Source organism: Zhongshania aquimaris, assembly GCF_019312595.1.
In the GTDB taxonomy this organism is placed as follows: domain Bacteria; phylum Pseudomonadota; class Gammaproteobacteria; order Pseudomonadales; family Spongiibacteraceae; genus Spongiibacter; species Spongiibacter aquimaris.
On the sequence record NZ_JAHWDQ010000004.1, the window covers coordinates 188566 to 214005 of the forward strand.

At 45.2% G+C, this 25440-nt stretch carries 18 protein-coding genes and 1 tRNA gene; 7 read left to right on the plus strand and 12 right to left on the minus strand.

What is annotated here, in order from left to right:
• The first annotated feature begins 54 nt into the window (after positions 1-54).
• Entirely contained in the window at positions 55-909 is an 855-nt protein-coding gene (locus tag KXJ70_RS15280; protein WP_219044397.1) for an SDR family NAD(P)-dependent oxidoreductase, read from the plus strand.
• 7 nt (positions 910-916) lie between these two features.
• Here KXJ70_RS15280 and KXJ70_RS15285 read toward each other — a convergent pair whose 3' ends face one another.
• Positions 917-2425 carry a PQQ-dependent sugar dehydrogenase gene (locus KXJ70_RS15285; RefSeq protein ID WP_219044398.1) on the minus strand — a complete coding sequence of 503 codons (1509 nt, stop codon included), beginning with the start codon at positions 2423-2425 and terminating at the stop codon, positions 917-919.
• A 184-nt stretch (positions 2426-2609) separates the two neighbouring features.
• On the opposite strand from KXJ70_RS15285, the gene KXJ70_RS15290 reads away from it, so the two are divergent.
• Together KXJ70_RS15290 and KXJ70_RS15295 are read left to right on the plus strand one after the other, a co-directional pair.
• A complete protein-coding gene (locus KXJ70_RS15290) occupies positions 2610-2873 on the plus strand; it encodes a hypothetical protein (RefSeq protein ID WP_219044399.1) in 264 nt (87 codons plus the stop codon).
• Between the two features lie 207 nt (positions 2874-3080).
• Positions 3081-3157 (plus strand) — tRNA-Met (locus KXJ70_RS15295).
• 577 nt (positions 3158-3734) lie between these two features.
• Here the strand turns inward: KXJ70_RS15295 and KXJ70_RS15300 are convergent.
• From KXJ70_RS15300 to KXJ70_RS15320, 5 genes are all read right to left on the minus strand, one after another.
• A complete protein-coding gene (locus tag KXJ70_RS15300) occupies positions 3735-4019 on the minus strand; it encodes a hypothetical protein (RefSeq protein ID WP_219044400.1) in 285 nt (94 codons plus the stop codon).
• Positions 4020-4661: 642 nt separating this feature from the next.
• On the minus strand, positions 4662-4961 hold the full coding sequence (locus tag KXJ70_RS15305) for a hypothetical protein (RefSeq protein WP_219044401.1): 300 nt from the start codon (positions 4959-4961) through the stop codon (positions 4662-4664).
• Positions 4962-5208: 247 nt separating this feature from the next.
• Positions 5209-8109, minus strand: coding sequence for a TonB-dependent receptor (locus KXJ70_RS15310; protein ID WP_219044402.1), 2901 nt, complete (start codon positions 8107-8109; stop codon positions 5209-5211).
• 508 nt (positions 8110-8617) lie between these two features.
• Entirely contained in the window at positions 8618-9679 is a 1062-nt protein-coding gene (locus KXJ70_RS15315; protein WP_219044403.1) for a FecR family protein, read from the minus strand.
• Between the two features lie 67 nt (positions 9680-9746).
• Entirely contained in the window at positions 9747-10334 is a 588-nt protein-coding gene (locus tag KXJ70_RS15320; RefSeq protein WP_219044404.1) for an RNA polymerase sigma factor, read from the minus strand.
• A 427-nt stretch (positions 10335-10761) separates the two neighbouring features.
• On the opposite strand from KXJ70_RS15320, the gene KXJ70_RS15325 reads away from it, so the two are divergent.
• Positions 10762-11454, plus strand: a complete 693-nt coding sequence (locus KXJ70_RS15325; protein WP_219044405.1) for an IS6 family transposase — start codon at positions 10762-10764, stop codon at positions 11452-11454.
• Positions 11455-11575: 121 nt separating this feature from the next.
• Here KXJ70_RS15325 and KXJ70_RS15330 read toward each other — a convergent pair whose 3' ends face one another.
• From KXJ70_RS15330 to KXJ70_RS15345, 4 genes are all read right to left on the minus strand, one after another.
• Positions 11576-13345: an acyl-CoA dehydrogenase family protein gene (locus tag KXJ70_RS15330; protein ID WP_219044406.1), complete on the minus strand. Its 1770-nt coding sequence runs from the start codon at positions 13343-13345 to the stop codon at positions 11576-11578.
• A 51-nt stretch (positions 13346-13396) separates the two neighbouring features.
• Positions 13397-15709 (minus strand): TonB-dependent receptor, encoded by a 2313-nt coding sequence (locus KXJ70_RS15335; RefSeq protein ID WP_219044407.1) that lies wholly within the window; start codon positions 15707-15709, stop codon positions 13397-13399.
• 301 nt (positions 15710-16010) lie between these two features.
• The gene (locus tag KXJ70_RS15340) at positions 16011-16346 is read right to left on the minus strand and encodes a hypothetical protein (RefSeq protein ID WP_219044408.1); all 336 of its coding nucleotides are present in this window, start codon (positions 16344-16346) and stop codon (positions 16011-16013) included.
• Positions 16347-16387: 41 nt separating this feature from the next.
• Positions 16388-18055: an AMP-binding protein gene (locus KXJ70_RS15345; RefSeq protein WP_219044409.1), complete on the minus strand. Its 1668-nt coding sequence runs from the start codon at positions 18053-18055 to the stop codon at positions 16388-16390.
• Positions 18056-18214: 159 nt separating this feature from the next.
• Between KXJ70_RS15345 and KXJ70_RS15350 the strand changes: the two genes are divergently transcribed.
• Positions 18215-18838: a TetR/AcrR family transcriptional regulator gene (locus KXJ70_RS15350; RefSeq protein ID WP_219044410.1), complete on the plus strand. Its 624-nt coding sequence runs from the start codon at positions 18215-18217 to the stop codon at positions 18836-18838.
• An 88-nt stretch (positions 18839-18926) separates the two neighbouring features.
• Here the strand turns inward: KXJ70_RS15350 and KXJ70_RS15355 are convergent, their stop codons facing one another.
• Complete coding sequence (locus KXJ70_RS15355) at positions 18927-20300, minus strand: carotenoid oxygenase family protein (RefSeq protein WP_219044411.1); 1374 nt, start codon at positions 20298-20300, stop codon at positions 18927-18929.
• 32 nt (positions 20301-20332) lie between these two features.
• Positions 20333-21490, minus strand: a complete 1158-nt coding sequence (locus KXJ70_RS15360; RefSeq protein ID WP_219044412.1) for an aromatic ring-hydroxylating oxygenase subunit alpha — start codon at positions 21488-21490, stop codon at positions 20333-20335.
• Between the two features lie 301 nt (positions 21491-21791).
• On the opposite strand from KXJ70_RS15360, the gene KXJ70_RS15365 reads away from it, so the two are divergent.
• Complete coding sequence (locus tag KXJ70_RS15365; protein ID WP_219044413.1) at positions 21792-23213, plus strand: aldehyde dehydrogenase family protein; 1422 nt, start codon at positions 21792-21794, stop codon at positions 23211-23213.
• 45 nt (positions 23214-23258) lie between these two features.
• Positions 23259-25439: a molybdopterin-containing oxidoreductase family protein gene (locus KXJ70_RS15370; RefSeq protein ID WP_219044414.1), complete on the plus strand. Its 2181-nt coding sequence runs from the start codon at positions 23259-23261 to the stop codon at positions 25437-25439.
• Position 25440: the final 1 nt, after the last annotated feature.

The window sequence follows — 25440 nt, forward strand, 5'->3', positions numbered from 1 at the left end:
CTCATTAATCAAAATACCCCTACTAGTAAGCAATAACGGCGACGGAATACCATCATGGCTAATTACGATTTTAATAAAAAAGTTATTTTTATTACCGGCGCAACAGGCGGTATTGGCGCTGCCAGCGCGCGCGAATTTTATCGTCAGGGAGCCAGTCTGGTGCTGACCGACCTTGGCTCCGATGCACTAGAAAAGCTCGCCGCCGAATTCGACGCCAGTCGCGTCATGTGGCACACCCTAGATGTAACTGACCTAGAAGCAAGCAAAGTGCTGGTCGCCAAGGCGGTTGAAAAGTTTAATCGCCTCGATATCGTCTTTGCCAATGCCGGTGTAGCTTGGCAAACCCCCAAAACCATTGCCAGCGCAGATGAAATCGAATTTGAACGCATTATCGAAATTGACCTGCTAGGCGTTTGGCGAACAGTCCGCGCGGCACTGCCAGAAATCATGAAGGCCAAGGGACAAGTGCTAGTCACGTCCTCCGTTTATGCCTTTGGCAATGGCGTCATCAATGCGCCCTATGCCATGTCTAAAGCCGGAGTGGAAAGCTTTGGTCGCGCCCTGCGCGCAGAGCTGGCTGGCACAGGCGCCACCGCCACCGTACTTTACCCAGGGTGGATAAAAACGCCGATGACCCGTGTTGCCTTCGGCGCCAACCCCCACGCGTCTGAATTAATTGAAAAGGTATTTCCCGCCCCGCTCCGGCAGTTGATCACGCCCGAGGTGGTTGCATTGGCAGTTACGCAAGGATTAGCTAAACGTGCGCCACGCATTATTGTGCCAAAACGCTGGGCGCCCTTTGCGGCCTTACGCGGTCTGCTCAATATGTATACAGACCGCATGTTTGATCGCCGCAGCGACTTGCAAGCCATTGTCCGACGGACAGAAAACGACACACAAGACCGCTAAGCAAGACTTATTTCGCCGACGTTAATTCACGATCAAACAAGTACACCGCCAAAGCCTCTCGCTGCTCCGCGCTCAAGGGAAAAGCGGGCATGGGCGGTGTTGGCGCGCTAAAGAAATCCGTCAGACTCGCCGCATTGTAACGCTTATGCAGAGCGATCAGCGCATTTGCCGTCTGCGGAACATGACAGCCCACACAATTAAATTGCTGATAAAGCGCCTCCCCCTGCGAGACTAAGGCTGCTCGCTGGGTTGCGTCGTAAGCATCCAACACCCCGACATTCGCGTCCGGTGCTTTCACCGTTGAGGTCAGGCTAAATGACGACTCAGCGCCGTCGGCAGGAACCACGCGATAAATAGAGCCAGAGTAATCATCAGAAATAAAAATACTGCCATCGCGAGCTTCAGCAACGTCTACCGGGCGCCCCAGTAATTTTCCGTCTTGCAAAAATCCAGTGACAAAATCGCTTTCGACAATCGTGCCATCGGGCTGCCATTGCAGGGAAACAACTTTATAACCATCGGGTATGCTGCGATTCCATGAGCCATGCAAGGCGACTAGCGCGCTGCGCTCAAATCCCGCCAGCTTGCTATGCCGTATAAAACGAATGCCCAGAGGCGCGTTGTGAGCTCTAAATTCATGAGCTGGCGGCCGGTTCGCCGGCAAATCACTGGGCAGCTTGTCACCCAAATCGGGATCAGGGGTAGATGCGTTGACATAGGGCCAGCCGTAAAACCCACCCGCCACAATATTATTTAACTCACACGGTGGAAAATCATCCCCGAGCAAATCTCGACCGTTGTCTGTTGCAAACAACTCATTGCTCCATGGCGACCAGTCCATACCAACACTGTTGCGCAAACCACTTGCATGCACCTCAAGCTCACTTCCATCTGGCTTAAACCGCATAATCGTTGCGCGCTGAGGATCCGTCTCCTCGCAAACATTACAGGTTGAGCCCGAACTCAAATACAACCAGCCATCAGTACCAATGCGCAATGTCTTAGTCCAATGACCGCCCTTATCGCCGAGCCCCGTCACCACCCTCGAAATGTCGCCTCTGATGTCACCAGACTCAACATCAAACGCGACTTTAGCAACGCCATTGGATTCGGCGATATATAACCAGCCATCGGCATAATCTAGGCCGTGGGGACGAGTCAGACCGCTTAGCAATACCCGGATGTCATCTGGCGATCCGTCGCCACTGGTATCGGCTTTTAAAATCAGCACCTCGCCGCTACGTGGGCGAGTGAGCAAAATATCCCCCGCATCGGTGACATGCATAAAGCGAATCTTACCAAGACCCGTCGCATACAAATCTAAGCGATAGCCGTCAGCGACACTCAATTGCCGACGAACAATATTGCCATCCGGCTCATCGCCGCCGTAACCCACCAAGGCATGTAAAGCGACCTTTGACGTCGTCGCCACACCGGGCGGGCCGTAATGCACCAGCAAAAATGGTGTTGCCATCAATACAATCACAACATAGATAATAAAACGCAGGACTTTCATTGCTGTTTACTCTCATCAGCTAAGTCGAAAGACACAGACTAGCTTGATAAGCTCTAAATATATAGCACTGGCGAAGGGCAACGAACTACGGAGAAACACCGCGCTTCGCTAGCTACATACTCAATAATTGCTATAATCCTCCGTCTAACAACTATTGCCACCCACAAGAAAGAGGCCACACACCATGATGAATATGGGTAGCTCAAGCGACGAAAAATGCCCGTTTGACCTAAATTTTGAACCCGACACCTTTAAAGCTGGCGACCTTGTTAGCTACCGCGTTGAAGGCAGCATGATGGACATGCCCTTTGTCGGCGTATTAGTGGAAGTACACGATGACCACGTTATGCTGGCCCACTGGGATGGCAACACACCGCCAGAAGGCAACATCATGCGCGGCACCAAAACCGACCGCCCCGTGGTCAGCGAAGCTGACGCACTGAAATAAGCAACACCAAAAGTGGCGCATTTTGGGAACCCCCAAACCGAGCAACAAACGGGACGGGACGTTGAAAGAGAATCTAAAGCTGTTGTTTTTCAAAGCAAAACAATAAATGTCGGCTTTTTTAGTTTTATCTTCGAGAAGCGGTTGCAATAGCGAATTTCCCTCCCTATAATGCGCGCCCTGTCTTAGAGAAAAAGACAAAAGATCAGTTGCGGGGTGGAGCAGTCTGGTAGCTCGTCGGGCTCATAACCCGAAGGTCGTAGGTTCGAATCCTGCCCCCGCTACCAAATAAAAGAACGGCAAATCAGTTACTTACTGGCTTGCCGTTTTTTTTCGTCTGTTGGTTTTGGACCTCTGTGCCCACCCTGTGCCCACCCTGTGCCCAAAGCGCCACCTCAGTATAAATCTACTCCTGCCTGCATGACCTTCGGTCGCGAGGAGAAAAGCTCCCTGTTGATGGGCCACAACCTAAAGTGGTAGCTGCACCACAGCATCATTGCACCATGAAATACTTATACTTTGCTCAAGCGGTAGCGTCCCAACAATAACAAGTATGAAGCCCGGCCCTGGGTTACTGGATGAACGGTAAATCTCTTTTATAGCTGTAGATTTGCATCCTATATTGTCCCACCAGTTGCACGAAATGATGGCCCACCATTCCAACCATAGCTCATTGAACGCACTGCCATTTTTGACTCTTGAAATAGGTCACCTCACCCTGCAAATTATTGCGATATTTGGCTCAAACTTCAGTGCAAATCAACAATGGTGCGGCATATTGGGAGCAATTGCGCTTGCGTTTTCTTGGCATGCCGACAACTTCTTTGCCGACGTATGTTATAACAAATCCTCCTCTCCTTTCGCTTATTCGGACTGCCGCTCAATTCCATTTGCGATTACGCCATCTGGGCAACCATTAAACCGGCCGAGATCAATCCGCTCCAGCATTCCGCGCAAGGACTCCAAATCCTCAACCCCGCTTAACATACCTCGATAGGGTGTTAATACCGTAACGTCTGAACACTGCTCAATAAGCGGGCGGATCTTTTCTAAGTCGGTCACTACGTCATAATCAACCGTGTAATCCACCGCCCACACAGAGTGACTGAACAGCGCAGTCAACATAAGGGAAGTAGCCATTTTTTTCATATTTATTCTCGCTTTATTTAGACTTTATTTATTGGTCTTTCACAGTTCGATAGAGGAACACGTGTCGAGCCGGACGGCGGACGCAAAGGCATTCGCATTCGCTCATATGGATGCCCGATCGGGGTCGGGCATGACGGATTGGGGGGAGTCCGTCGCTCTCAACGGCCACGGCGGTCATTCTTAACAACCACGCCTTTCTCAACTCACCACATCGTCACCCCCAACGAGCACTACCATCACCCTCAACTTCCACTCGTCATCCTCAACTTGATTGAGGATCTATAAGTCTCGGGCTGACGTCCAACGCAAAGGCATTCGCTACAGGGCATCTGAGGTCTTGCGTCGAGGGTCTGACGAAAGGCATTCACTCCGACTTCCGACTTCATCGCGTATGGCAAGCGTTGCAGCAGTAGTAACAGCCATTAATTCGATGATTTGGATAGTTGTTTTTCGCTCGGGTGATGGCGCCGCTACAGGTTAAGTGCGAGCCCAAGGGTATTTGGTTTTGCTCAAACGGCATGTACAAGCACCCCGCCGTGGTATTGTGTACTTCGTAATCACCATTATCTTGCCTATTTCTGTTTAAAATAAATTCAGACATGTTTATTTTTCCTGTGCTTTAAACTAATAACTGCCATTTTATTATTTTGTTTTAACGTAAACTCGTATCCCGCAGTTCACGGCGTCGTCTTCTATAATATTGATAAGCTCATCGTTTATAAAACCGAGAAATTCATTCAAGAACATCTCCTTGTCGGGCACAAAAGTGTATTCATCAACTGCACCACTGGGCGTCTCGCTAATCACTTTGGCTATCCACTGAAGCGAACGCGGGTACAAATGGCGACAGAACTGACGGATAGGTTTGTCTGTCCAGTACTCCATTATCAAACGTCGGTTCTTGGCTTTTTTAAGACGCTTTGCTTGTCGTGATTTTGGCATTCGTACGGTACGACGTTAGTTTTGTTAATGGTCCGATAGACAGCTTTATCTAGGTAAGCAAAACCTTTTTATTATTTGCATGCACGACTCCTTTTAAAAAAGGTGCTCAAGCGGAGGGACTTAAGCACCAAAGGGAGATTATGTGCACCGGAGTGCTCGGTGAGTGACGGTGCATGACCCTAGGTGAGTCACGAGGAGGGCATCGCCGGCACGATGCCACCTCTAACATAAGTCACTCTGATTGGGTTTACTCAGCGCCGAAGCGGTAGGTCATTTCGAGACCGAAGGTTCGGGGGTTAGCGTAGACCTGCCCCATCGCGCCGGTAACATCTACTAGCGGAATACCACCGACTAGGTAATCGGTTTTATTGGTGAGGTTTTTACCCCAAAGCGCAATTTCAAAACGCTGGTCGGGTGACAGATAGGTCACTCTTGCATCAACCATCGTCACTGGATCAGAAGTTACCGTATCTTTACCGTAGAGGAAGCTTCCGCGATCAAATCCATGATATACTTCAGATACATACCGCGCTGACACAGAAGGTGTAATAAGAGAGCCATCACTAAAAGGTATAGTGTAATCGCTCATAAAATATGCTTGCCAACGAGGCACACGAGGCAATGGCTCATCATCACGAGTCTCAGAGGCTATTTCACTCACTGAGCCGTCAAATGCATTTAGTATCAACTTCTGCGCTTCCCATTCCTTCATATCTGCATTTGTATAAGATGCATTAGCGAGTATTCGCCAGTTATTTGTTGGCAGAAATATGAATTCCCCTTCAAAACCAGAAATCACAGAGCTACCAACATTCTCTACAAATGGTATCGGCAGACCCGCACGATTAGCAGTACTAGTTACCTGCATGTCAGTATAATCCATATAGAAGACTGCCATATTAGCTTGCACACGCTTATCTATCGCTTGCAACTTCAAACCGACTTCGTAGTTTTTTACTTTTTCTGGATCAAACGTTATTGGATCTTCCGCGCCGGCACCTGGACTTGTCCTAGCCAGGGTTACACTGCCATCAGAACCGAATTCAAACGTAACATCCTCAGCCTCGTCATCGACAGCCCCCGCAGTAACTCCACCGGCATGAAATCCTTCACTATATGTTATATAAGCCATTGCATCGTCGAGACCAAACTGCTCACTGAGATCCCCCAATACATACTGCAAACTTAACAAGGGAGTCCATGCACGATCATTAGTTGAAAGCGAATCACTAGCGAATGAAATAAAATCCCAATCAAACACAGATGTCATACCGGGCATATCATTCCTGAAATTACATGCAGTTGGGCAGCCATCAAATTCATAGAAATACGGTAAAGAAACAGTTCGATTTCCATACCCCAAAGATGACTGTTTAGCATAGGCCTTACTGTAGGTACTTGATCGCTTCTCTTCTGTATAACGTAAACCAGCTGTAAGTTTTAGCTGTTCTGTTATATTGAAATCAAGTTGTCCGTACCATGCTAATGAGGAATTATCTGTCTCCAACCTCTCTAGCGTGGGTTCATTAGCGGAAACTATAAAATCATTACCATTCTGATTTGGCGCCCACGCATAACCTGCTGCCCTTATAATATCGTCTTTAGGTGTTTCTTCTTCGAAATAATATAATCCCGTGCTGAAAAACAATCTGTCATCTAGCGTTGAACCCGTGAATTGAAATTCCTGAGACATCTGAGTGGTCTCAGTAAAGCTCGGCTGCACTCGTAGAAGATATTCAGCACCGACGCCATCCAAGTCTTCATCGGCTATTAAATCGACTTTTCGCCATGATGAAATGCTTTTAATCTGGGCGTTGTTTACAGCTCCTAAATCACCGATATCCCAAGTTCCTGTTAATCCTAAGGTAGCTGTATCTACCCAATATCGCCCCTGCTTCCCAATACCCTCACTATTTTTCGAAAAATCACTGGAAAACTTATTATCTGGCAATGATTCAGATTCAGCACAAAGCTCGCCAAATGTAGGGTTTCCGTTCGCCATTCGCCTAAAGTCGGTGCTCTCGACAATTTGAGAATAAAATCCATCATCTCTTGCGAACTTACACTTTTGAGGTCTCGGCGTTTCACGTACTTTTGTACGCTCAGCGAGGAAATCAAACATTAGATCATTATTGGCATACCAGCGAAGCTGACCAATCGCAGTAATGCGGTTATCATCACCCCACTTAGTATTGTCAACGACATTTGTGAAGTAGCCATCGCTATTTTTAGCGCCAATCGTCAACCTTCCCAGCAACTGTTCCTCAACCAAAGGGCCGTTTATCATTACCACGGCATCACTTCGTCCATAGTTACCAACAGTAACATCAACGCTAGCGCCAAAATCCTGATGAGGCTTCTTTGTCGTAATGTTTATAGCTCCACCGGTAGTATTCTTACCAAAAAGCGTACCCTGTGGCCCTCGAAGCACTTCCACACTTTCCACCCCAACAGTATCAATCAGCGATCCTTGCGTGCGGGCCAAATATATCCCGTCAATATAGGTTCCAACCGCAGGATCCAGCGTAACTTTCGTCTCACGCTGCCCTACGCCACGAATAAACGGATTACTGTCTTTCTTTACGCCGTTGCCACCGCCTCCCATATTCAGGCCGGGCACTATACCCTCCATATCTGAAAGGTTTCGGATACCCGCGTTTCGCAAATCTTCTGCCGAAAAAGCACTTATAGCTATCGGAATATCTTGAACGGATTCTTCGCGCTTACGTGCTGTAACAATAACTTCCTCTACACCGCGACGCGTTTGTTCCTTTGATGATGGCGATGACGATTCGGGTGATTCCTGAATTATATAACTTCCGTCGTCATTTTTATCATATTTTAAACCTGTTCCTTGCAGTAATTTTTCCAGGGCTTCTTCTACGCTCATATTGCCGCTAAGCGGGGTAACTTGAATGGCTTTTACCTTTTCACCTGCTGCAAATACCCCGGCGCCTGTTTGCCTTGAGAGCTCGATAAGTGCGTTCTCTAGCAAGCGATAATTTAGATCGATATCGAATTTTTCTACTTGGGCGAAGGTACTTGCGGCGCTAAGAACGCTGGCGGCAGCGAGCATGGAGCACGCACCCAGACGGGGCTTTCTACCCCATTGCCAACGGTTAATTAGATCAGGCTTTATCAATTTCATAAGAGCTGGTTTCCTGTTATTAGAGACCTTCGCACAATAGTTATTTTGCTCTGTGGCTTCGTCAAAAGCGTACCCAAAGCACTCGCTCCGCTCGCGGGGCAGGCTCTACTCAATCGGTCATTTATAAACATAAACTCCCTCACTCTGTCCGCCCTTTCCTCGTCAGCAAGCAAAATTCCCGCTCGTGCAACGTTCTCTATTATTATCTTACTCAGATCCCCTGCCTGTTTATTGTGGTTGTTGGGCAGGCGCATACTTGTTTGAAGTGTGCTTGTAAATTACGCACTTCTAATAACTAGATGCTTTAGCCTGCTATTTTTTCCAGAAAAGTTAACATTTTTTACGATTAATATGAAAAACATTAAATCTGCCGGCGACCGTCCATCAAAATTAGATGACAACTTGACTGGGGCGTCGAACTGATTATTAATATTTTCTACTTTAATATTTCTAGAATAAGGCTGACGCGCACATTGGCCGCGCACCATTGGGAGAGTGGATTGCGAGGCTACTTGTTATTTTTATTGGCGGCTGGTTTCACTATAACGCCAACCGGGCTGCTGGCAATATTCAGCGTGTAACTGGCCTTTAAGCCAGACAGTAGTTGGTCAGTTTTATCAGACTTAAAGCTGGCCGTTATGCGGTACTCACCTAGCTCATCGCCCATTAAGCGAATCTTCTTATCGTCACTGCGGTAGCGATTAACTTCTTCTACGACCTCTCGCAAGGGAACATCAACAAAGCGTAATTGCCCACTCTGCCACGCCATGACATCTTGTGGATTAAATTCCTCAGGCGCACCAAGCACGCCATCAAGCGCCGCTATTACACGCTGCCCCGCCACCAACTGCTGCTGCACTTGCTGTCCGCTTACGTCTATTGGGGCATTACGATCACGCACACTAACCACACCTTCTGTTACTGACACGAGCACCCCAGCTTGACCTTTACTAATATCGAATTCGGTACCAACGACGCGCACGTCTGTTTTTGCCACTTCCACTGTAAAAGGTCGCGTGGCGTCAGAGCTAATATCGAAGTACGCACGGCCACGAATTAACTCAATACGGCGCTCTTGAGCAGCCAAGGTGACACTAATGCGGCTGTCACCGCTTAAAGTAATAACGGATTCATCTGCCAATGTTAATGCTTTGACCTCGCCAATATTGGTGGCGTAATACTGTGATTCTACTGGGGCTTGCGTCGCTGGTAACCACCACAAACCCACAGCCAAGAGCAGCATTGCCGCCGTTGCCCACGCAATGATGGGGCCGGCTGACGGTTTACGCTTCGGGGTCGGTAACGCGACAACCGGGGCAGCCGCACGCAGCTCTGGCACCTTCAGTTGGGTATCATCTTGATGGAAGGCAAAACCGAGATCCCGCCACAGCTGTTCAGCTCGTGCGTACGCGGCGGCGTTGTCAGGCGATTTGAGCCATACCGAGAAGTCTTTTTCTGCGGCGGCTGTGCTCTTACCTGAATACAAATATACCAGCCACGCGTCTGCCTGATCTTCGCAAGATCCGTCACCCGGTTTTGGCACTTGTAGTATTTGCTGGTCGGTATTCATGGTTTATTAAAAAACTCTACGCTTAAAGATTGGTACCGCTGATGATGGCCGTCCACACTGAAGTACATTACTTGCCCTCATTTTCGTATTCGCCCAAGGCGGTGTGCATGGTACTTAACGCCGCTTTTAGCTGACGGGAAATATCTGCCATGCTCCAACCGGTTTCGGCGCTGATTTGGTCGTACTTTTGGCCTAGAATTCGGCTCCGATATATCAAATCTTGCTGCTTATCGCTCAGCAGTGCCATCTGTTCTGTCACTGCGTTAAATCGCTCCCTTGATGAATAGACTCTGTCGGGCGAAATATCTTCCACATTTTGACCAACTTCGTGCAACTCATTTTCAACATAGCGCTGGGTGCGGGCTAGCCACTGAATTCCCTTTAGCGCCGTATTGGACGCAACTGTAAATAAAAACGCCTTGGGGTTCAGTATGTTACTGTGGTCGTCCATTGCAGCAATCTTAACAAACGCCGTTTGCGCGATATCTTCGGGGTCTGGTGGGCCAGCGCCGTAGCGCCAGCGCAACCAATGGCAAAGATCCTTCCAATGCTTTTTATAAAGACGCTCCACAAAGTCACCCATGCCAGCGAGATCAGCATTGAGCTCATCAACTGGTTCGAGTAACTCTTTGGGTAGAACAGTCTTTTCGGACATCGTTAATACGGCTCGCCGAGTTTTATTATTATGATCGCGCTTTACATTGGCTTAGACTTTATCGTGAACCAATAATGGCAGGATTGTCAATTGTGGCAGTTATGACAGCACTTTTGGGGCCAGGCTCTACCCCATTCGGAGTAGGATGATGTCTCCGAAATAATGAAAGCCAGCTACGGGCTTATTCAAGAGTACTTTGATTTACACTTGTTAACACCTGCTCCATGACATAACTAAATGATCGCTAAGTCGCCGTTCGACTTTAGCTGATATAAACTGTGTTACTTAAGAAATATGTGAATTTAATTAAGTTTATCCCGCCCTCCAAGCACTTTCGATTAATAAGACGTTTGGTTCTGTCGCATAAAACAGAAGCCATATCTTATTTGCTAGAATTGAATTTCCAAAATATCCATATGAGCCATGTATGATCACTTTCAAAGGTCGGCACGCTCCCAAATGCATTATCCTCCAGTGCGTCCGATGGTACTGCGCCTATTCACTAATTTACCGGAACATTGAGGAGATGATGGCTGAGCGCGGCATGAAAGTTGACCATAGTACATTGAATCGATGGGTTGTTTACTATGCATCAAAGTTGGAAAAAACCTTTCATCAAAAGAAGAAGCGACCAGGCAGCCGCTGGCGACTTGACGAAACATACATCAAGGTAAGGGGTGAGTGGAGATATTATAATCGCACGGTTGATAGGCAGGGGAATACGGTTGATTTTCTCCTCACCGCCAAGCGTGATACCAAAGCAGCGGCGCGTTTCCTTAACAAATTCATCAGTCGTAATGGTCAGCCTAGCATGATCAACATAGATAAAAGTGGAGCTAATAAAGCTGGAATCAATAGATTTAATCAAGAAAATCATCGACGAGTAAAAATCCGTCAATGCAAATATCTTAACAATGTTGTAGCGCAGGTGGTGCGGCAATCCGATCATCGTCGTATAAAGCGAATAACACGATCGATGCTAGGTTTTAAAAGCTTTCACTGCGCCCAAAGTACTTTGGCTGGAATTGAGCTAGTTGCTATGTTGAAGAAAGGTCAAATGAAGAAAAATTTGGCGGGCGCATTGACACCCACCGCCCAATTTTACGCTTTAGCTGCGTAAGCTGAAAACTGATAGTCGATTTTCGCCGAAGAATACTATATTTGCGACACAACCTCTGCGTCACAAAGCGAATACACCTTCGAAAGTAAGGTGAGTCTTCTACAGCCTACCCTCTTAAAATTTAATTACGCTTGACAATCGCATTGCCTTCTATCACTGCATTAATGCACGCCAAATTAGCTAAAGAACGAGGTAATATTCTGTGAAAGAAAAAAGTTTTCGTTTCTAGTTTATCCATATAGTATTCTCTATCACGACAGTCCTTATGATTAAGATAATACAGAGAAGCAACGCAAATTTGCGCCCATTGATACGCTAAAACCACATACCCAGAATACATTAAATAATCAAACGCGACTTCCTCATAAATACTATTCGCATTATCTACTATTGCAATTAAATCATGGCTCACGTTCTGCCAGTCTGATACGCAGGCCTTTAACTTATCCCTACACTCTGAAAACCCATCAACCCCGTCATTAGCAGAAAGAAAGCTCATAACTTCATTGATATATTCATCCAGCGCAACACCACCATCCGCAACAACCTTTCTCATGATAAAGTCTTGCGCCTGAATCCCTGTCGTACCCTCATACAAACGAGAAACACGAACATCTCTTAATCGTTGCTCTATGCCGGATTCGCGGATGTATCCATGTCCCCCGAAAATCTGTATTCCTAGATCAGCTGCTTCAAAGCCCCACTCAGTCAAACATCCCTTAGCAATTGGAATTAGCAATGACAACCTTGTTTTGGATTTATTTGAAACATTAATATCACTAGAACTACCACAATCTACTAACTTCGCGCAATAATGAGTAAGCGTGCGACCGCCCTCCGAAAAGGCACGCTGAGTTAACAACATTCGCTTAACATCTGGGTGATTTACTATTGGATCTACCACCTCGCCGCTTCCTGAGCACCTCCCTTGCAATCGGTCTTGGGCGTAATTAACGGACATTTGATATGCCCCTTCCGTTTGAGCCTGACCTTGAACAGCCGTACCAAGTCGAGATTTATTAATAAAAGTAAACATACAAGATAGGCCCTTATTAACCGGTCCGATCAGGTAGCCCTCAGCATTATCGAAATTCATCTGGCATGTAGCACTACCATTCAACCCCATCTTGTGTTCGATTGAGCCACAAACAACGGAGTTTCTTTCAGCTATCCCCCCGTCTTCACTAACCTTAAATTTCGGCACAATAAACAGAGAAATACCCCGGCTCCCTGCGGGTGAATTTGGCAGTCTAGCAAGTACCAAATGTATAATATTCTCAGAAATATCATGATCACCGGAAGATATAAATATTTTACTTCCAGTGATACTGTATTTATCACTATCACCGCCAATAGGTACAGCCTTGGTTCTCAACAAACCCAGATCCGACCCTGCTTGCGGCTCAGTCAAACACATGGTTCCTGTCCACTTCCCGCTAACTAAGTTAGGTAAGAAAGTGCTTTTTAACTTACTGCCACCATATGCTAGCAATGTTTCACAAGCGCCCTCACCCAAAAATGGATACATACTCCACGCTTGATTGGCTGACTGCCAAAACTCGGTCACTATTGTAGCGACCGAATGCGGTAAACCCTGACCACCAAACTCTAGCGGCTGTGACAATGTCGGCCAACCTCCATCAATATAACGCTGAAATGCCTGTTTAAATCCACCAGGAACCTTCACTTCGCCATCAACAAGCCGAACACCTTCAGCATCACCACTCGCATTTAAAGGAAATAACTCACGCTCTGAAAATTTTGCAGCTTGCTCTACGATGGCAGTTACTAGGTCTTTTGTTAGCTCATACCCTTTATAGTGTTCGTCATAATTATTAACATCATAAAGAGAAAAAAATACATCTTTTAATGGTGCGGCATACGTTGTCATTTACAAAAATCCAAATTCTAATTAATACACACTTCACTTATTCAGATAGAATTAATACTCTAACTCCAAACGAACACCGTATTGACGAGGGGCAGACAATGTTTGGTTAACTCCAAAATCAGTTTGGAATTTTGAATAGTGGTATTTTGTATTCTCCAAATTTTTTCCAAAAGCCGTTACTCGCAAGCCTAACGGAATATATAAATAGCTAACACGGCCATTCGTTAACGTGTAATCAGGCTCCTTAATCGTATTTTGGGGAGTGTAAGAAAATCCTGAGTTGTAATAATAGTCTGCGCCAATCTCGAACTCATGATCAGAACCTAGAGAAATTGCCTGGGTAATTGAAATACCACCTGTCATTTCCGGGGTTCGCACTATGTCATTACCTGTAAAGTCTAGATTATTGGTAAACAGGCCCGTCGTTTCGTCGTAACCAGCACCGTCACTAAAATCTATATATTTCGCGTCAAGATACCCCATATTCATGTTCACTACGAAACCGGGATTCCAGTTCAAAAAAGGAACAATCGTTGCATCAAATTCCATTCCCTCAATGCGTGCCTGGCCAGCATTTTCTAAAGTCACAGCACCACCTGCTAACAGCGACACAAAACCGGATTGCAAACTATCAATCGTTGTCTGAAATACAGCAGCATTAAATCGTAAACCGCCATCAAACCATTCTGACTTTAGCCCTAACTCATACTGGGTTACTTCCTCAGGTTCGACATAATCTGGCTCTTCATAAATACTTACAAGGTTATAAGTCGCGCTCTTAAATCCTTTTGACCACGATGCATAGACCATAACGTCCTCAATAGGGAACGCAGAAAACACCACTTTAGGTGAGAAATTTGTAACCGTATTTCTTCTCAAAGGAAATTTAAACAATTCAATTGTTCCATTTCCATCCAGTTGCGACAAAGCAGAATCGGACCTAACCATAAAACGCTCTTCTTCTTGATAGCGTCCACCGAGAGTTACATCAAGCCACTGCGTTGCATGAATGGTTGTTTGCGCGAAAACCGATTGACTCTTTGTTCCCAAAAGTCCATTTATATCAATAACAACTCCGCGCTCTCCAAGAGGAGTGGAATCCAAAGGAAGAAGGCTTAACAATGAGCGTATAGGATCAGTTATTGCGGGCGACAACCCTAATACACCGCCCAACAGTCCATTAACAAGATTAGGAGCAAGGAATAAATGACCCGGCTCATAACCCACCTCGCTCTCCATATAATATAAACCGGCAATCCAATTAAACCATTTCTCGTCGACGTCATTAGACAAAAACTGTAGCTCAACCGTTTGGTAATCAATGACTTGATTATCGGTAGTGAATGCAGCAATCGGCATGGCGGAGCCGTCGAAATCGAATCCCGTATCCGTTGTAACAGAACTGAGGTCGCTACCTATTACCTTTACGTCAAACCAAGGTAAGCCCCAGAATAAAGAACCATAAAAAACTTCCTGCTCACTGCGCATCCCTGCCGGAAAGTCAGTCTCGGTAAAGTAATCATCTTCCGTAGGCTGAATTAACAACAAACTGCCCAAAGTACTAGGAGAGTTGTTTTCGGAAAGTATCGATGACGTAGCCACTTGCTGAGATTTAAAATAGGCCAGCTCCATCTCGATCTCTTCAGATGGCCTAAAACTAACTTTTACTCGACCTGCATCTGTTTTGTTCTCGGGCAATTCGCGATTCACCTGTTCGTAATATTCATCCGCGCGATGCGATATACCTGACACGCTAACAGACAACCAATCCGTTACCGGCGCGCTTACGTATGCTTTATATCTGCGGCTATTAAAGTTTGATACTTCCGCACTAAGCTCCACTTCCACATCTGTTGGATTGGGCTTTTTAGTAATAACACTTATAGCTCCGCCCGTTGAATTGCGCCCAAACAAACTACCTTGCGGCCCCTTTAAAACTTCAACACGCTCTATTCCGCCAAAGGACTGAAACACCCCAAGTAAAGACGGCATATACACACCGTCTATATATGTAGCAACACTTGGATCCGAAGACGGAACAAATGCATCTGTGCCAACACCTCGCAAGTAAATTAGCGTGTACCCTATCACTTCGGTAAATTGTAGCGATGGAACTATTCGTCCTAACTGAGTGGTATCCTCTATTCCAAATGCTGACAAAGCTCCACCGCCAAACGCTTGAATAGCTATCGGAACTTCTTGCTGCGACTCTTCTCGCTTTTGAGCTGTAACAACAACCTCTTCAAGTATACGACTCTTAGAGCGGGAAGCTCGATCAGTCTCTACCGCCTGAGTGTCCGCGTATATCTGGCCAGAAATCGCAAAAATAGACAAGGCGACTAACCCCAAGCTTGCTCTACTCATATTCCAAAACTCCACATTATTATCGTTCTTTGTAACTTATAAAATACTTATTCCACTAAGTCTATTATGAAGATACACCCCAATATTGACACTGTCAAGATTGGGGTGAAATATAAAACATTACCTATAAATTCATTATAATCTCAAAAATGTTTAAGGTTAGTTTCTATCTAGCCAGGGGTGGAACTACCCCAATCTCTCCGAAAGTAAATAGGACGAAGGCATTCAAGCCCTAAGCCACATGCCTTCCTAATAGGATTACTATTCCGGCGAGTAAGTAAATAAAAACCAACAGTGACCGCTATAGCCCAGGCAACACTACCCCATCAAGAGAATCACTGACTAAATGAAGGTTATATGGCGCACTAAGCACTGGCTCCAATGAATCTATGAGCAATGGCGCCCCTGACTCAACGAGCGGCGTTAACGGGCTATCTGACAGCAACCCTATGGCGAGAGGCAATCCTTGATCAAATGCAAATGACAGAACTTCGATGGTTATCTCATTTCCTGTTAACCCGGTAATAAGCCCCGAATCCGTGATAAATGAAATGGGTAACTCAGCCGCATTGACAGCAATAGATGTCGCTGCAATAAAGCCAAATAATGATTTATGCATAAGAGATTTGCTATTCATAACAATCAACCTTTGTTATTTTAATACATGAGATTTTTACACTAACACCACTCTATTAGAGTTGCTTTTCTTTCGGCGGATTCCCTTGATAATTTTTCAGCTCGATCCCCATATAATTCCTCAATCTTCTCCCGTCGAATTTTAAGTGTAGGCGTTAGCACAGTGTTATTAATAGTCCACTTTTCACCGTCGATTAAAGCAGCACCAACTCTAGCATGCCTCTCAAGATCCAAGTTAATTTTCTCGATAACACTCCTTAATTCAGACTCTATAATGTCGCGACTCATTCCCTTAGATTTTTCGCTTAGCACACAAACTATGATCGTTTTTGAGTATCCTCGCCCCAACAAACATACCTGATCAACCAAATCACTGCCTTGAAACGCACTCTCTATAGGGTATGGCGAAACAAACTTCCCCTGTATGGTTTTAAAATAGTCTTTAACTCGACCAACCAGATAAACGAACCCGTCCTCGTCAATTCTTGCTGTATCTCCCGTATGAACCCAACCATTGACAAATGTTTTTGCGGTATCCTCGAATGACTTGTAGTACCCCACTGCCACCCCTTCCGCTTTACATAGGAGCTCACCAGAGTCGGATACCAATAATTCCACTCCTGGATATGGCTTTCCAATTGATCCAGCTCGAGATTCATTTGCAGTATTAGCAGCGATACTCATCGCCTCAGTCTGGCCGTAGCCCTCAAGAACCTGCATACCTAATACGTCAAACCACTGAATCAATTCACGCGGAGCAGGAGCAGAACCAACGGCCAGTAAATCTGCGTCCTGCAAACCGAGAGAGGCCTTAATCACCGTCTTAAGCCCTTCGCCATCACGCTCAAGTGCCAAGTTAAGCAATTCTTGAGAACCAAAAAGAGCCAGAATGCCCTCTCGCAATTGCTCCCAAACCCTCGGTGCACCAAAGAAGAAGTTTGGTCTACATGTCGACATATCTCTTTTCAAGTGAATTAATGATTCATTAAAACTAATCTCCGCACACTGAACCAAACTTTGCACCAACACTAACTGGCGCTCCGCAATATGTGCCAATGGAAGGTACGAAAGGAACCTTGGATTTGGTCTAGATGCATAAACCTCACTATGCCGCAGCATAGGCAATATCATCGATTCATGAGATTGAACAACCCCCTTGGGAAGACCAGTAGTTCCCGACGTAAATACTATAGATACCACATCAGACGCTTCCCCGGAATGTTTTGGTCGAGCGCCACTCATGGCTCTCACAATCTCTTCCCACTTGATATGAGCTATAGAAGCGTCTAAATCCGCAGTTATATCAACACCCGGTAGCGTAACGACAATCACCGACTCATCAATCACCTGACTAACATCAGCCCAGTTATCAGCTCTCCCTACGAACAAAACCTTAACACCAGAAAATTCTATAACGTATTCAACAGTTTCTTTAGGCGAAGATGTAAACAATGGCACAGTAACATTTCCGGACGAAATAATTGCCAAATCTGCCATTGCCCAATGAGCACAATTACTAGCCAACAATCCGATTGCAGCCCCCTCACTTCCAACTTGCCGCTCGACCCATGCGCTGACCGAATTAATTTCCTCGGAAGCTTGACGCCAACTCCAACACCCCTCAGTGACGCTACTGCAGTTTCTGAGCCACACACGATCCGGACTTTCTTCAACATTTTTTCTAAATAAATCAACTATTGTTGCTCCCATTATCTTTCCCACCTTATACTATTAAATCTCGAACACTTTAATCCCAACATTAATTTAGCCCAAAATAGCGCCATTCTTTAGAGAGACATATCTAAACAAATCTCGATAACAGCATGGAACTAATGGTTTATTTAGCTCAACTAAACTTGGCAACTCAACATGGCATCACCTACCTTAAATTCAAAAGCAAACTACCATCATGGCGATCTTAGAAAAGAACTAATCAAAGAAGCCATTCTCATTATTCGAGAAGACGGGGTAAATGCGCTTTCAATGCGAAAGCTAGCTCTTAATGTTGGGGTATCTCGCAATGCCTACACTTACCACTTCAAAGATAAAAAAACCTTATTATCGGCTATTGCTGAAGAAGGATTTAAAATATTTACTAAACGCCTACGACTTACAACAAATGACAATAATATAAAACTGACAAAAAAGCGTGTAACTGAGTTTGTAACTAACTATATTTATTTCGCAATAGATCACGCTGAATATTATGAGCTTATGTTTGGGCAAGAATTATGGGCATCTCAATCATCTACCGAATCTCTTAAAAAGGAAGCGCACCAAGCCTTTAAAAACTATGCCGGACAAATAGCCGAATACCATCGTCAAGGTAAAATCCCAATTACAATTAGCCCACTTCAGTACGCGGAAACCAGTTGGGCAACGTTACACGGCATGAGCCGTTTTTTAGTTGACCGCATATATACCCCTGAATCTGCAGACGAAATGTGTGCAAGTATTATTAATTTGTTTTGGGCACAGCTTAACCCGAAGTAATAGATGCCAAGAAACTATCGCCGTCAAACTCTTAGTAACTTACATTTTAAATATCGCCTCTTTATCTAGAACACTTGTCCGCCGAAAACTACTTCGGCGGAACCAATGAATCCGGAATCCAATCTCCGTGAAATCCAGACGGAACACGATTAGGCAGTAAAACACGCGCCAACGGTTCGGCACTAAAATTTCTCCCATCCAGCAGGACTAATTCACTTTTATTTGTAGTGGAGTCATGAACATACATAAATACGTACTCCCCCCCCTCATCATCCTCTCCCCTACTTACTGGTACCGGCTCCGAGCCTGTGCGCCCTTCTCCATGATCATGGTCAACACTTGCCCCTAGCTTAAGATCATGTCGATAGGTGTATCGCCCGAACGACCACCCCTTTTCAAGGGAGGCGCAATAGGCATACCGATTTGGCAAAGATACATACTCCGGTGCCACGCGAGGGAAATCTTGCGGTCTTGAATCAACTTCCTCTTCAAGAATTGATCCCAACTTAGGGTTTACCGTCCATCGATAATACGTAGATAAATTATCCGGTCCAGTACAGCCCTTTTCAAACAAACGGTCGTACCTACAAACATCAATAACGACATCACCATTAGGAGCATCGAATGAATTGACAACATGAAATGCATAACACGGATTAATCTCAATCCAGACAATATCGTCTACGCTTCCGGTCCGTTCAATAAACCCAAGCCGAGATCCGTGCTCCTCATTAAAAAAGAATGCTAGTGGATGACCTGTCATAGCTACTTCTATATCAATATCTACGGCAAGGTCCAAAACAACCGCGTAAGTTTTCGTTAATGCCATATCGTGTATATTTGGCATATTCTGTACCGGCACATCATCGGCGCGTATTACCCTACCATCAGCATCAATTACTACGTACTGTACGCAGTCAGCCTTATCGGGATACCAATAGCAAACTGCATGCAACTCACCCGTAATGGGATCAATTTTGGGATGCCCCGAAAGTGCGCCAGGAAGACCGCCGTTAAAATCGGTGCGTCGCAAACTATTAAGCTCATAATCCAATACGACGGGAGGAACTCCGCCCTCCGTCAACGCCAATGTTTCGTGATTAAATGACGTTACATGCGTATTGGCGGAAAAAGACCTTTCAAAGTTTGGACCAGGAAGCTCGGGCTCACCAAAATGCGAAGCAACCTGCCCACCCCTTACCCAGCGCGCCCTATACCACTCGGCCTTACCAGCATTAATTCTCACACCGTGAACCATTCCTTCGCCCAAGAAATAGTGTTGGAAGTTATCTGTTAAACCTTTGATGGGGTTCGGCCCAATTCTTAAAAACCGTCCGCTTAACTCCACCGGTAGACGACCAATAACCGGAAGATCAAAACATGTCACCTCTTCTTTCAATGGTTCGGCCAGTCCCATGAACCATTGCTCTCTCGTGGTTTCATTCCCAAATTTAGTTCCCATAAAAACTCCTGTTTATTATTATTTAATAACAATCACTTGAATAATTTTTCTGATAATTTTTTATGAAAGAAATGTGCTGGCAACTCGTTACGACCAAATACAAAACTTTCATTTCCTTTAGATCTGAGCCCTGATTCGGTTAGCTGTATCTGATAGTAATCCTCAGTATCCAGCACCATTGAAATCCTTTCTGACTGCGCTTGCAATGCCTCTTTGCACTCTTCAGCATGGCGCGCATTGGGTGCAAATATCGTCTGCATCGTGAACGACGTACCTGGCTCGCGACCTGGAAATATCTGAAACATTTGATAATGATCGCCAAGGAATAGCATAATAGTACTCGGAAAGAGATGATATAAGACTGAAATCCCCCAAGTTGAAAACGCCTTCCACTCCTCCTGAGGAACCCCCTTGCAAGCTTCCAAGGAATGACCTGGATAGACAATCCGTTGATTATCTCCAAATGCTTGCTGACAAGTTCCATACCATGTCATGTACGGCGCTAAAGTGTCTTCATGCAGCTTTTTAAGATGATAGTTCTCCATAAATGTTTCGACTGCCAACTTCCAATTAGCATTAGCGGGGACTGGTCTTCTACTAACAACCACACAATCGCTCAAGTTCCACGAATCAAGTTCAGCTCCAAGCTCGGGAGATACAACCGTATCTATATCTATAGATGACTCACCCGCACTCGGTATTACCCAAATAATCCCATGACGTTCAACTATCGGAACAGGGGTCAGTGCCTTTTCCACGCGACACATACCTTCAAAGGCAACATCTGCACCATTAACACCGCACAACTTCCCATGCGCATCATATGCCCACCCATGATAGGGACAAATCATGCGCTTTGAGCTACCCGTATAATCAGCCACGAGTTTGGCACCGCGATGCCGACAAACATTGATGTATGCATGCGCCTGCCCATCGTTATCACGAGTAAGCAATATAGAAATACCGGCCATCTCAATAGTTTTAAAATCGTTTGCATTTGGTAACTCACAAGAATACGCAGCGACCTGAGGCAATTTCCGGAATATCTCGTCGGTCTCACGATTGTGAATTTCTACATCAGTATAATTTTTGATGGGATTCTCGAACACGTCTGATGCATAGTCCCCCAAGTGGTTATCAACCCATCGCAAGGCTTTCTCAGTTAATTCAACTTCTAATTTTCTATCCATTATTATTAACCCCTAAAGAAATCGACCAAGAGCTCTATCCGGGCAAATAGTAAGCCAACACGTCATACAAAATGACCCTTGACCAAATAGCCACGAACACAATCTTCTCAAAGACATGATTAGGATAATAAGCATTGATTTTGACAGTGTCAAGTTTACTGTAATTAAACTACTTATGGTCACTAGGATTCTGGCCATGTAGGCTCCACATTAACTTGACAGCGTCAACATCAATCGGTATTTTCAATAAACTTGGCCATAGAAACTACCACCATGCAGCCGCCAATTGGAAATAACTATAATGACAACCACCTTAGATGAACTTAACAAAGTATTTGCATCCCAGCGCGGGCATTACTTATCAAATCAAGTACCCAGCTATAAAGAAAGAATAGCTGACTTAAAGCAGCTTAAAAGACTACTTACTGAAAATAAGGGACCTATAACAGCCGCAATAAATCGAGACTATTTGAACCGCTCCTCGAACGAAACACTATTTGCCGAGTTGATAACTACCATCGATGGGATCAACCACGCGATTAAGCATTTGAAGGGCTGGATGAAAAAGCAAAAGCGGCAGGTAGATCACTCCATGTTCTTTGGAGGAAAAAATACAGTAGTACCTCAGCCAATTGGCGTAGTAGGAATTATTGTTCCTTGGAATTTCCCGATATTTCTTTCATTAGGACCACTTACCAGTGCATTATCCGCGGGTAACACCGCGATGATAAAGATATCTAGCAATTCATCAAACTTGAGCAACCTTCTCTGTAACATTAGCGGAGATTATTTCCCTGAAGATAAAGTTTACTTTGCCAAAGAATCGAGCGGTCTTGGCGCCACTTTTACACAGCTTCATTTTGACTTATTGATATTTACGGGGTCTGGAGCTACTGGACGCTCCGTTATGTCAGCCGCAGCTAAGAATTTAACACCGGTGATTTTGGAGCTTGGCGGAAAATCACCGGCCATTGTAGATCCGAATTACCCACTCGATACCGCTGTCGATAGAATCATGTATACGAAACAATTCAACGCTGGTCAGATTTGCACTACTGTTGACTATGTATTTGTACACACTTCTCAAATAGATTTATTTATTAAGAAAGCTATCGACTGGGTTAATACTCACGTACCGGATATAGCTAGCAGTGACTACACATCGATAATCGATGATCGCTCGTTGAGAAGATTAGAACGCACTCTCCAGGACGCGACCGATAAAGGTGCATTAGTAATTAATTTGAACAAAGGGCAGTCTATCGACTATACAAACAGAAAAATGCCCTTATATATTATTACTAACACTACCAGTGAAATGACTGTCTCAAATCAGGAAACATTCGGTCCGATCCTAATGGTATTAACTTATAACAATGATCACGAAGTTATAGAGTACATTAACAGCCGAGACAAGCCGCTCGCAATATACCCATTTTCCAATAATAAAAAATTAATTAATAACTATACTACCAATATCATATCCGGCGGAGTTACTGTAAATAACGCCCTTCTTCATGTAATACAGCATGATCTTCCGTTCGGCGGTATCGGCGCTAGCGGGATGGGACACTACCATGGGAAAGACGGATTTCAAAGTTGCTCAAAAATGCGCCCTATATTTTATCAACCAAAATTCAGTTTTGTTAACCGATTCCTATCGCCACCTTATGGGAAATTTGCGACCGAGTTTATTAACCGTCTTTTCTATCTGAAATCATAATATATCTTATAAAAATAAGACCGGAACTAGAGTCGGAGAATTACGATGGAATCATCCTCAAGTAGAAAAGTAGTCTATAGTCATTGCCATTACTGTGTAAGTTTATGTGGTACTAAGATCACAGTCGATGGCAATAAAATTGTATCTATCGAGCCTGACCGTGAGAATCCAATGTCGTGGCGAGATTTTTGTCGCAAAGGGAAATCTGCGGACGAAATGGTATCCCATCCTGCCAGAATACTTAAACCTATGAAAAGAGTGGGTGACAGATATGAAGAATCAACCTACGAAGAGGCTTACCTGGACATTGCCACAAAATTAAACAAAATTATAGTGGAGCATGGTGTTGATGCTGTTGGTTCGTATTCTGGAAACCCCCTAGGTTTTGATTTTGCAGGTTCTATTTTCTTCAATGGCCTCTTAGATGCAATCGGAACCGGCAACAGATTCTGGGTTGGGTCAATCGACCAGAATAACGCCCACGTTGTGCAAGACACTATGTTTGGCTCAGAACTTCTTTCACTCCCCGCAGATATAGACGAATGTAATTTCTTCTTACTTTTGGGAATGGACCCAGTACAAAGTAAATTTGGATGGTTAGAAGTAATACCTGACGGATGGAACAGAGTTCTTAAAAGACAACAGCAAGGAGCACAAGTTGTCGTTGTGGACCCAAGATTTTCCGACACTGCTAAATGTGCAGACACCTATCTATCCATACTACCGGGCCAGGACTGGGCATTTGTTCTTGGAATGCTTCACATTATCTTCACTGAAAATCTAGATCAGCCTTCAGCTACACCCTTAAGCAATATCGATCCAATTCGTGAAATTGCACTTAACGCCAGCCTTACCGACCTATCTTCGCGCTGCGGCATTGCAGAGGAATTAATACAGGATGTCGCACGCCGCTTCGCCAAGGCAGATAGAGCGATGGCCGTAGCCCACACGGGTATTTCACATCACGCAAATGGCACGATCGGAGAATGGCTAGTGACGGTGTTGAATGCTGTCACCAATAGGCTAGATACTCCGGGCGGAAGACGTCTAGAGCGAGGATACATGGATATCGTTAAAATATTCTCTAGCTTTGCTCCCCCCAGCACCCACAGAACGAGACTGAAGAATTTACCAGCTATCGCCGGATATCACGCTCTAGCCGAACTCGCCGACGAAATTACTACGCCCGGGGAAAACCAGATTAAAGCCATGATGATCGTATCAGGAAATCCTGTAATTTCGGGTCCTGATGGCGACAGCTTGGATGAAGCGCTGAAAGGGCTAGATTTACTTGTCGCTGTAGATATTATCCAGCGCGATAGTCATCGCCACGCGGACTGGCTAATTCCTGGCACTCACTTTCTTGAACGAGAGGGCTTGCATTGCCTAGTGTCTGGAATGATGGATAAGCCATTTGTGCAGTATGCTAATAAAGCAGTTAATCCGCCTCCCGGAGTCCAGTACGAATGGGAGTTTTTTATGAACTTGGCAATAGCAATGAAACGCCCATACCTCGGAAAAAAAGGGGTTAATTCGTTTATTAAATTCACTAAATTACTTGCAAGAATTACAGGGAAAAGTCATCTGGCATTTAACCCTCGCTGGATTGAGTGGTTACTGGTTACCACCGGAAGACGCATAAAGTATAAAGACATTCTAAAGCACCCCCACGGATGGATCTATTCCAAGAAACGATATGGCGACTTACGCACCACTTTACGAACGAAAGATAACGCCGTTCAGGTATCCCCACCCGAATTCATTAGTGCGCTGAAAAACCTACTAATCGAGAATGAAAAAGAAGATACGGAATTTCCAATGATTATGGTTAATAAGCGCGGGCGTGAATCAATGAACTCATGGATGAACGACCTCCCGGGAATGAACAACACGGAACGCAATAGCCCATTAGATATACACCCAGACGATGCACAAGCACTTAATTTGCATCAAGGACAAATTGTGACAATTTCTTCAAAAGTAAGCAGCATGGAGGCCCCCATAAATATCGTCGATGGCGGTCGGCGCGGCGTAATTTCAATGGCTCACGGCTGGGGTTCGTCTATCTATGACCCGGTCAAAGGAACTATATCGCAAGGTTACGGCACGAATCGTAATCGATTAGTCGATCGGCACCAGCTAGATCAATTTTCACAAGTTCCATCGCTCAGTGGCGTACCCGTAAAAATTGAAGCCGCAGCACACTCAGCAATGGAACAAGGATAAG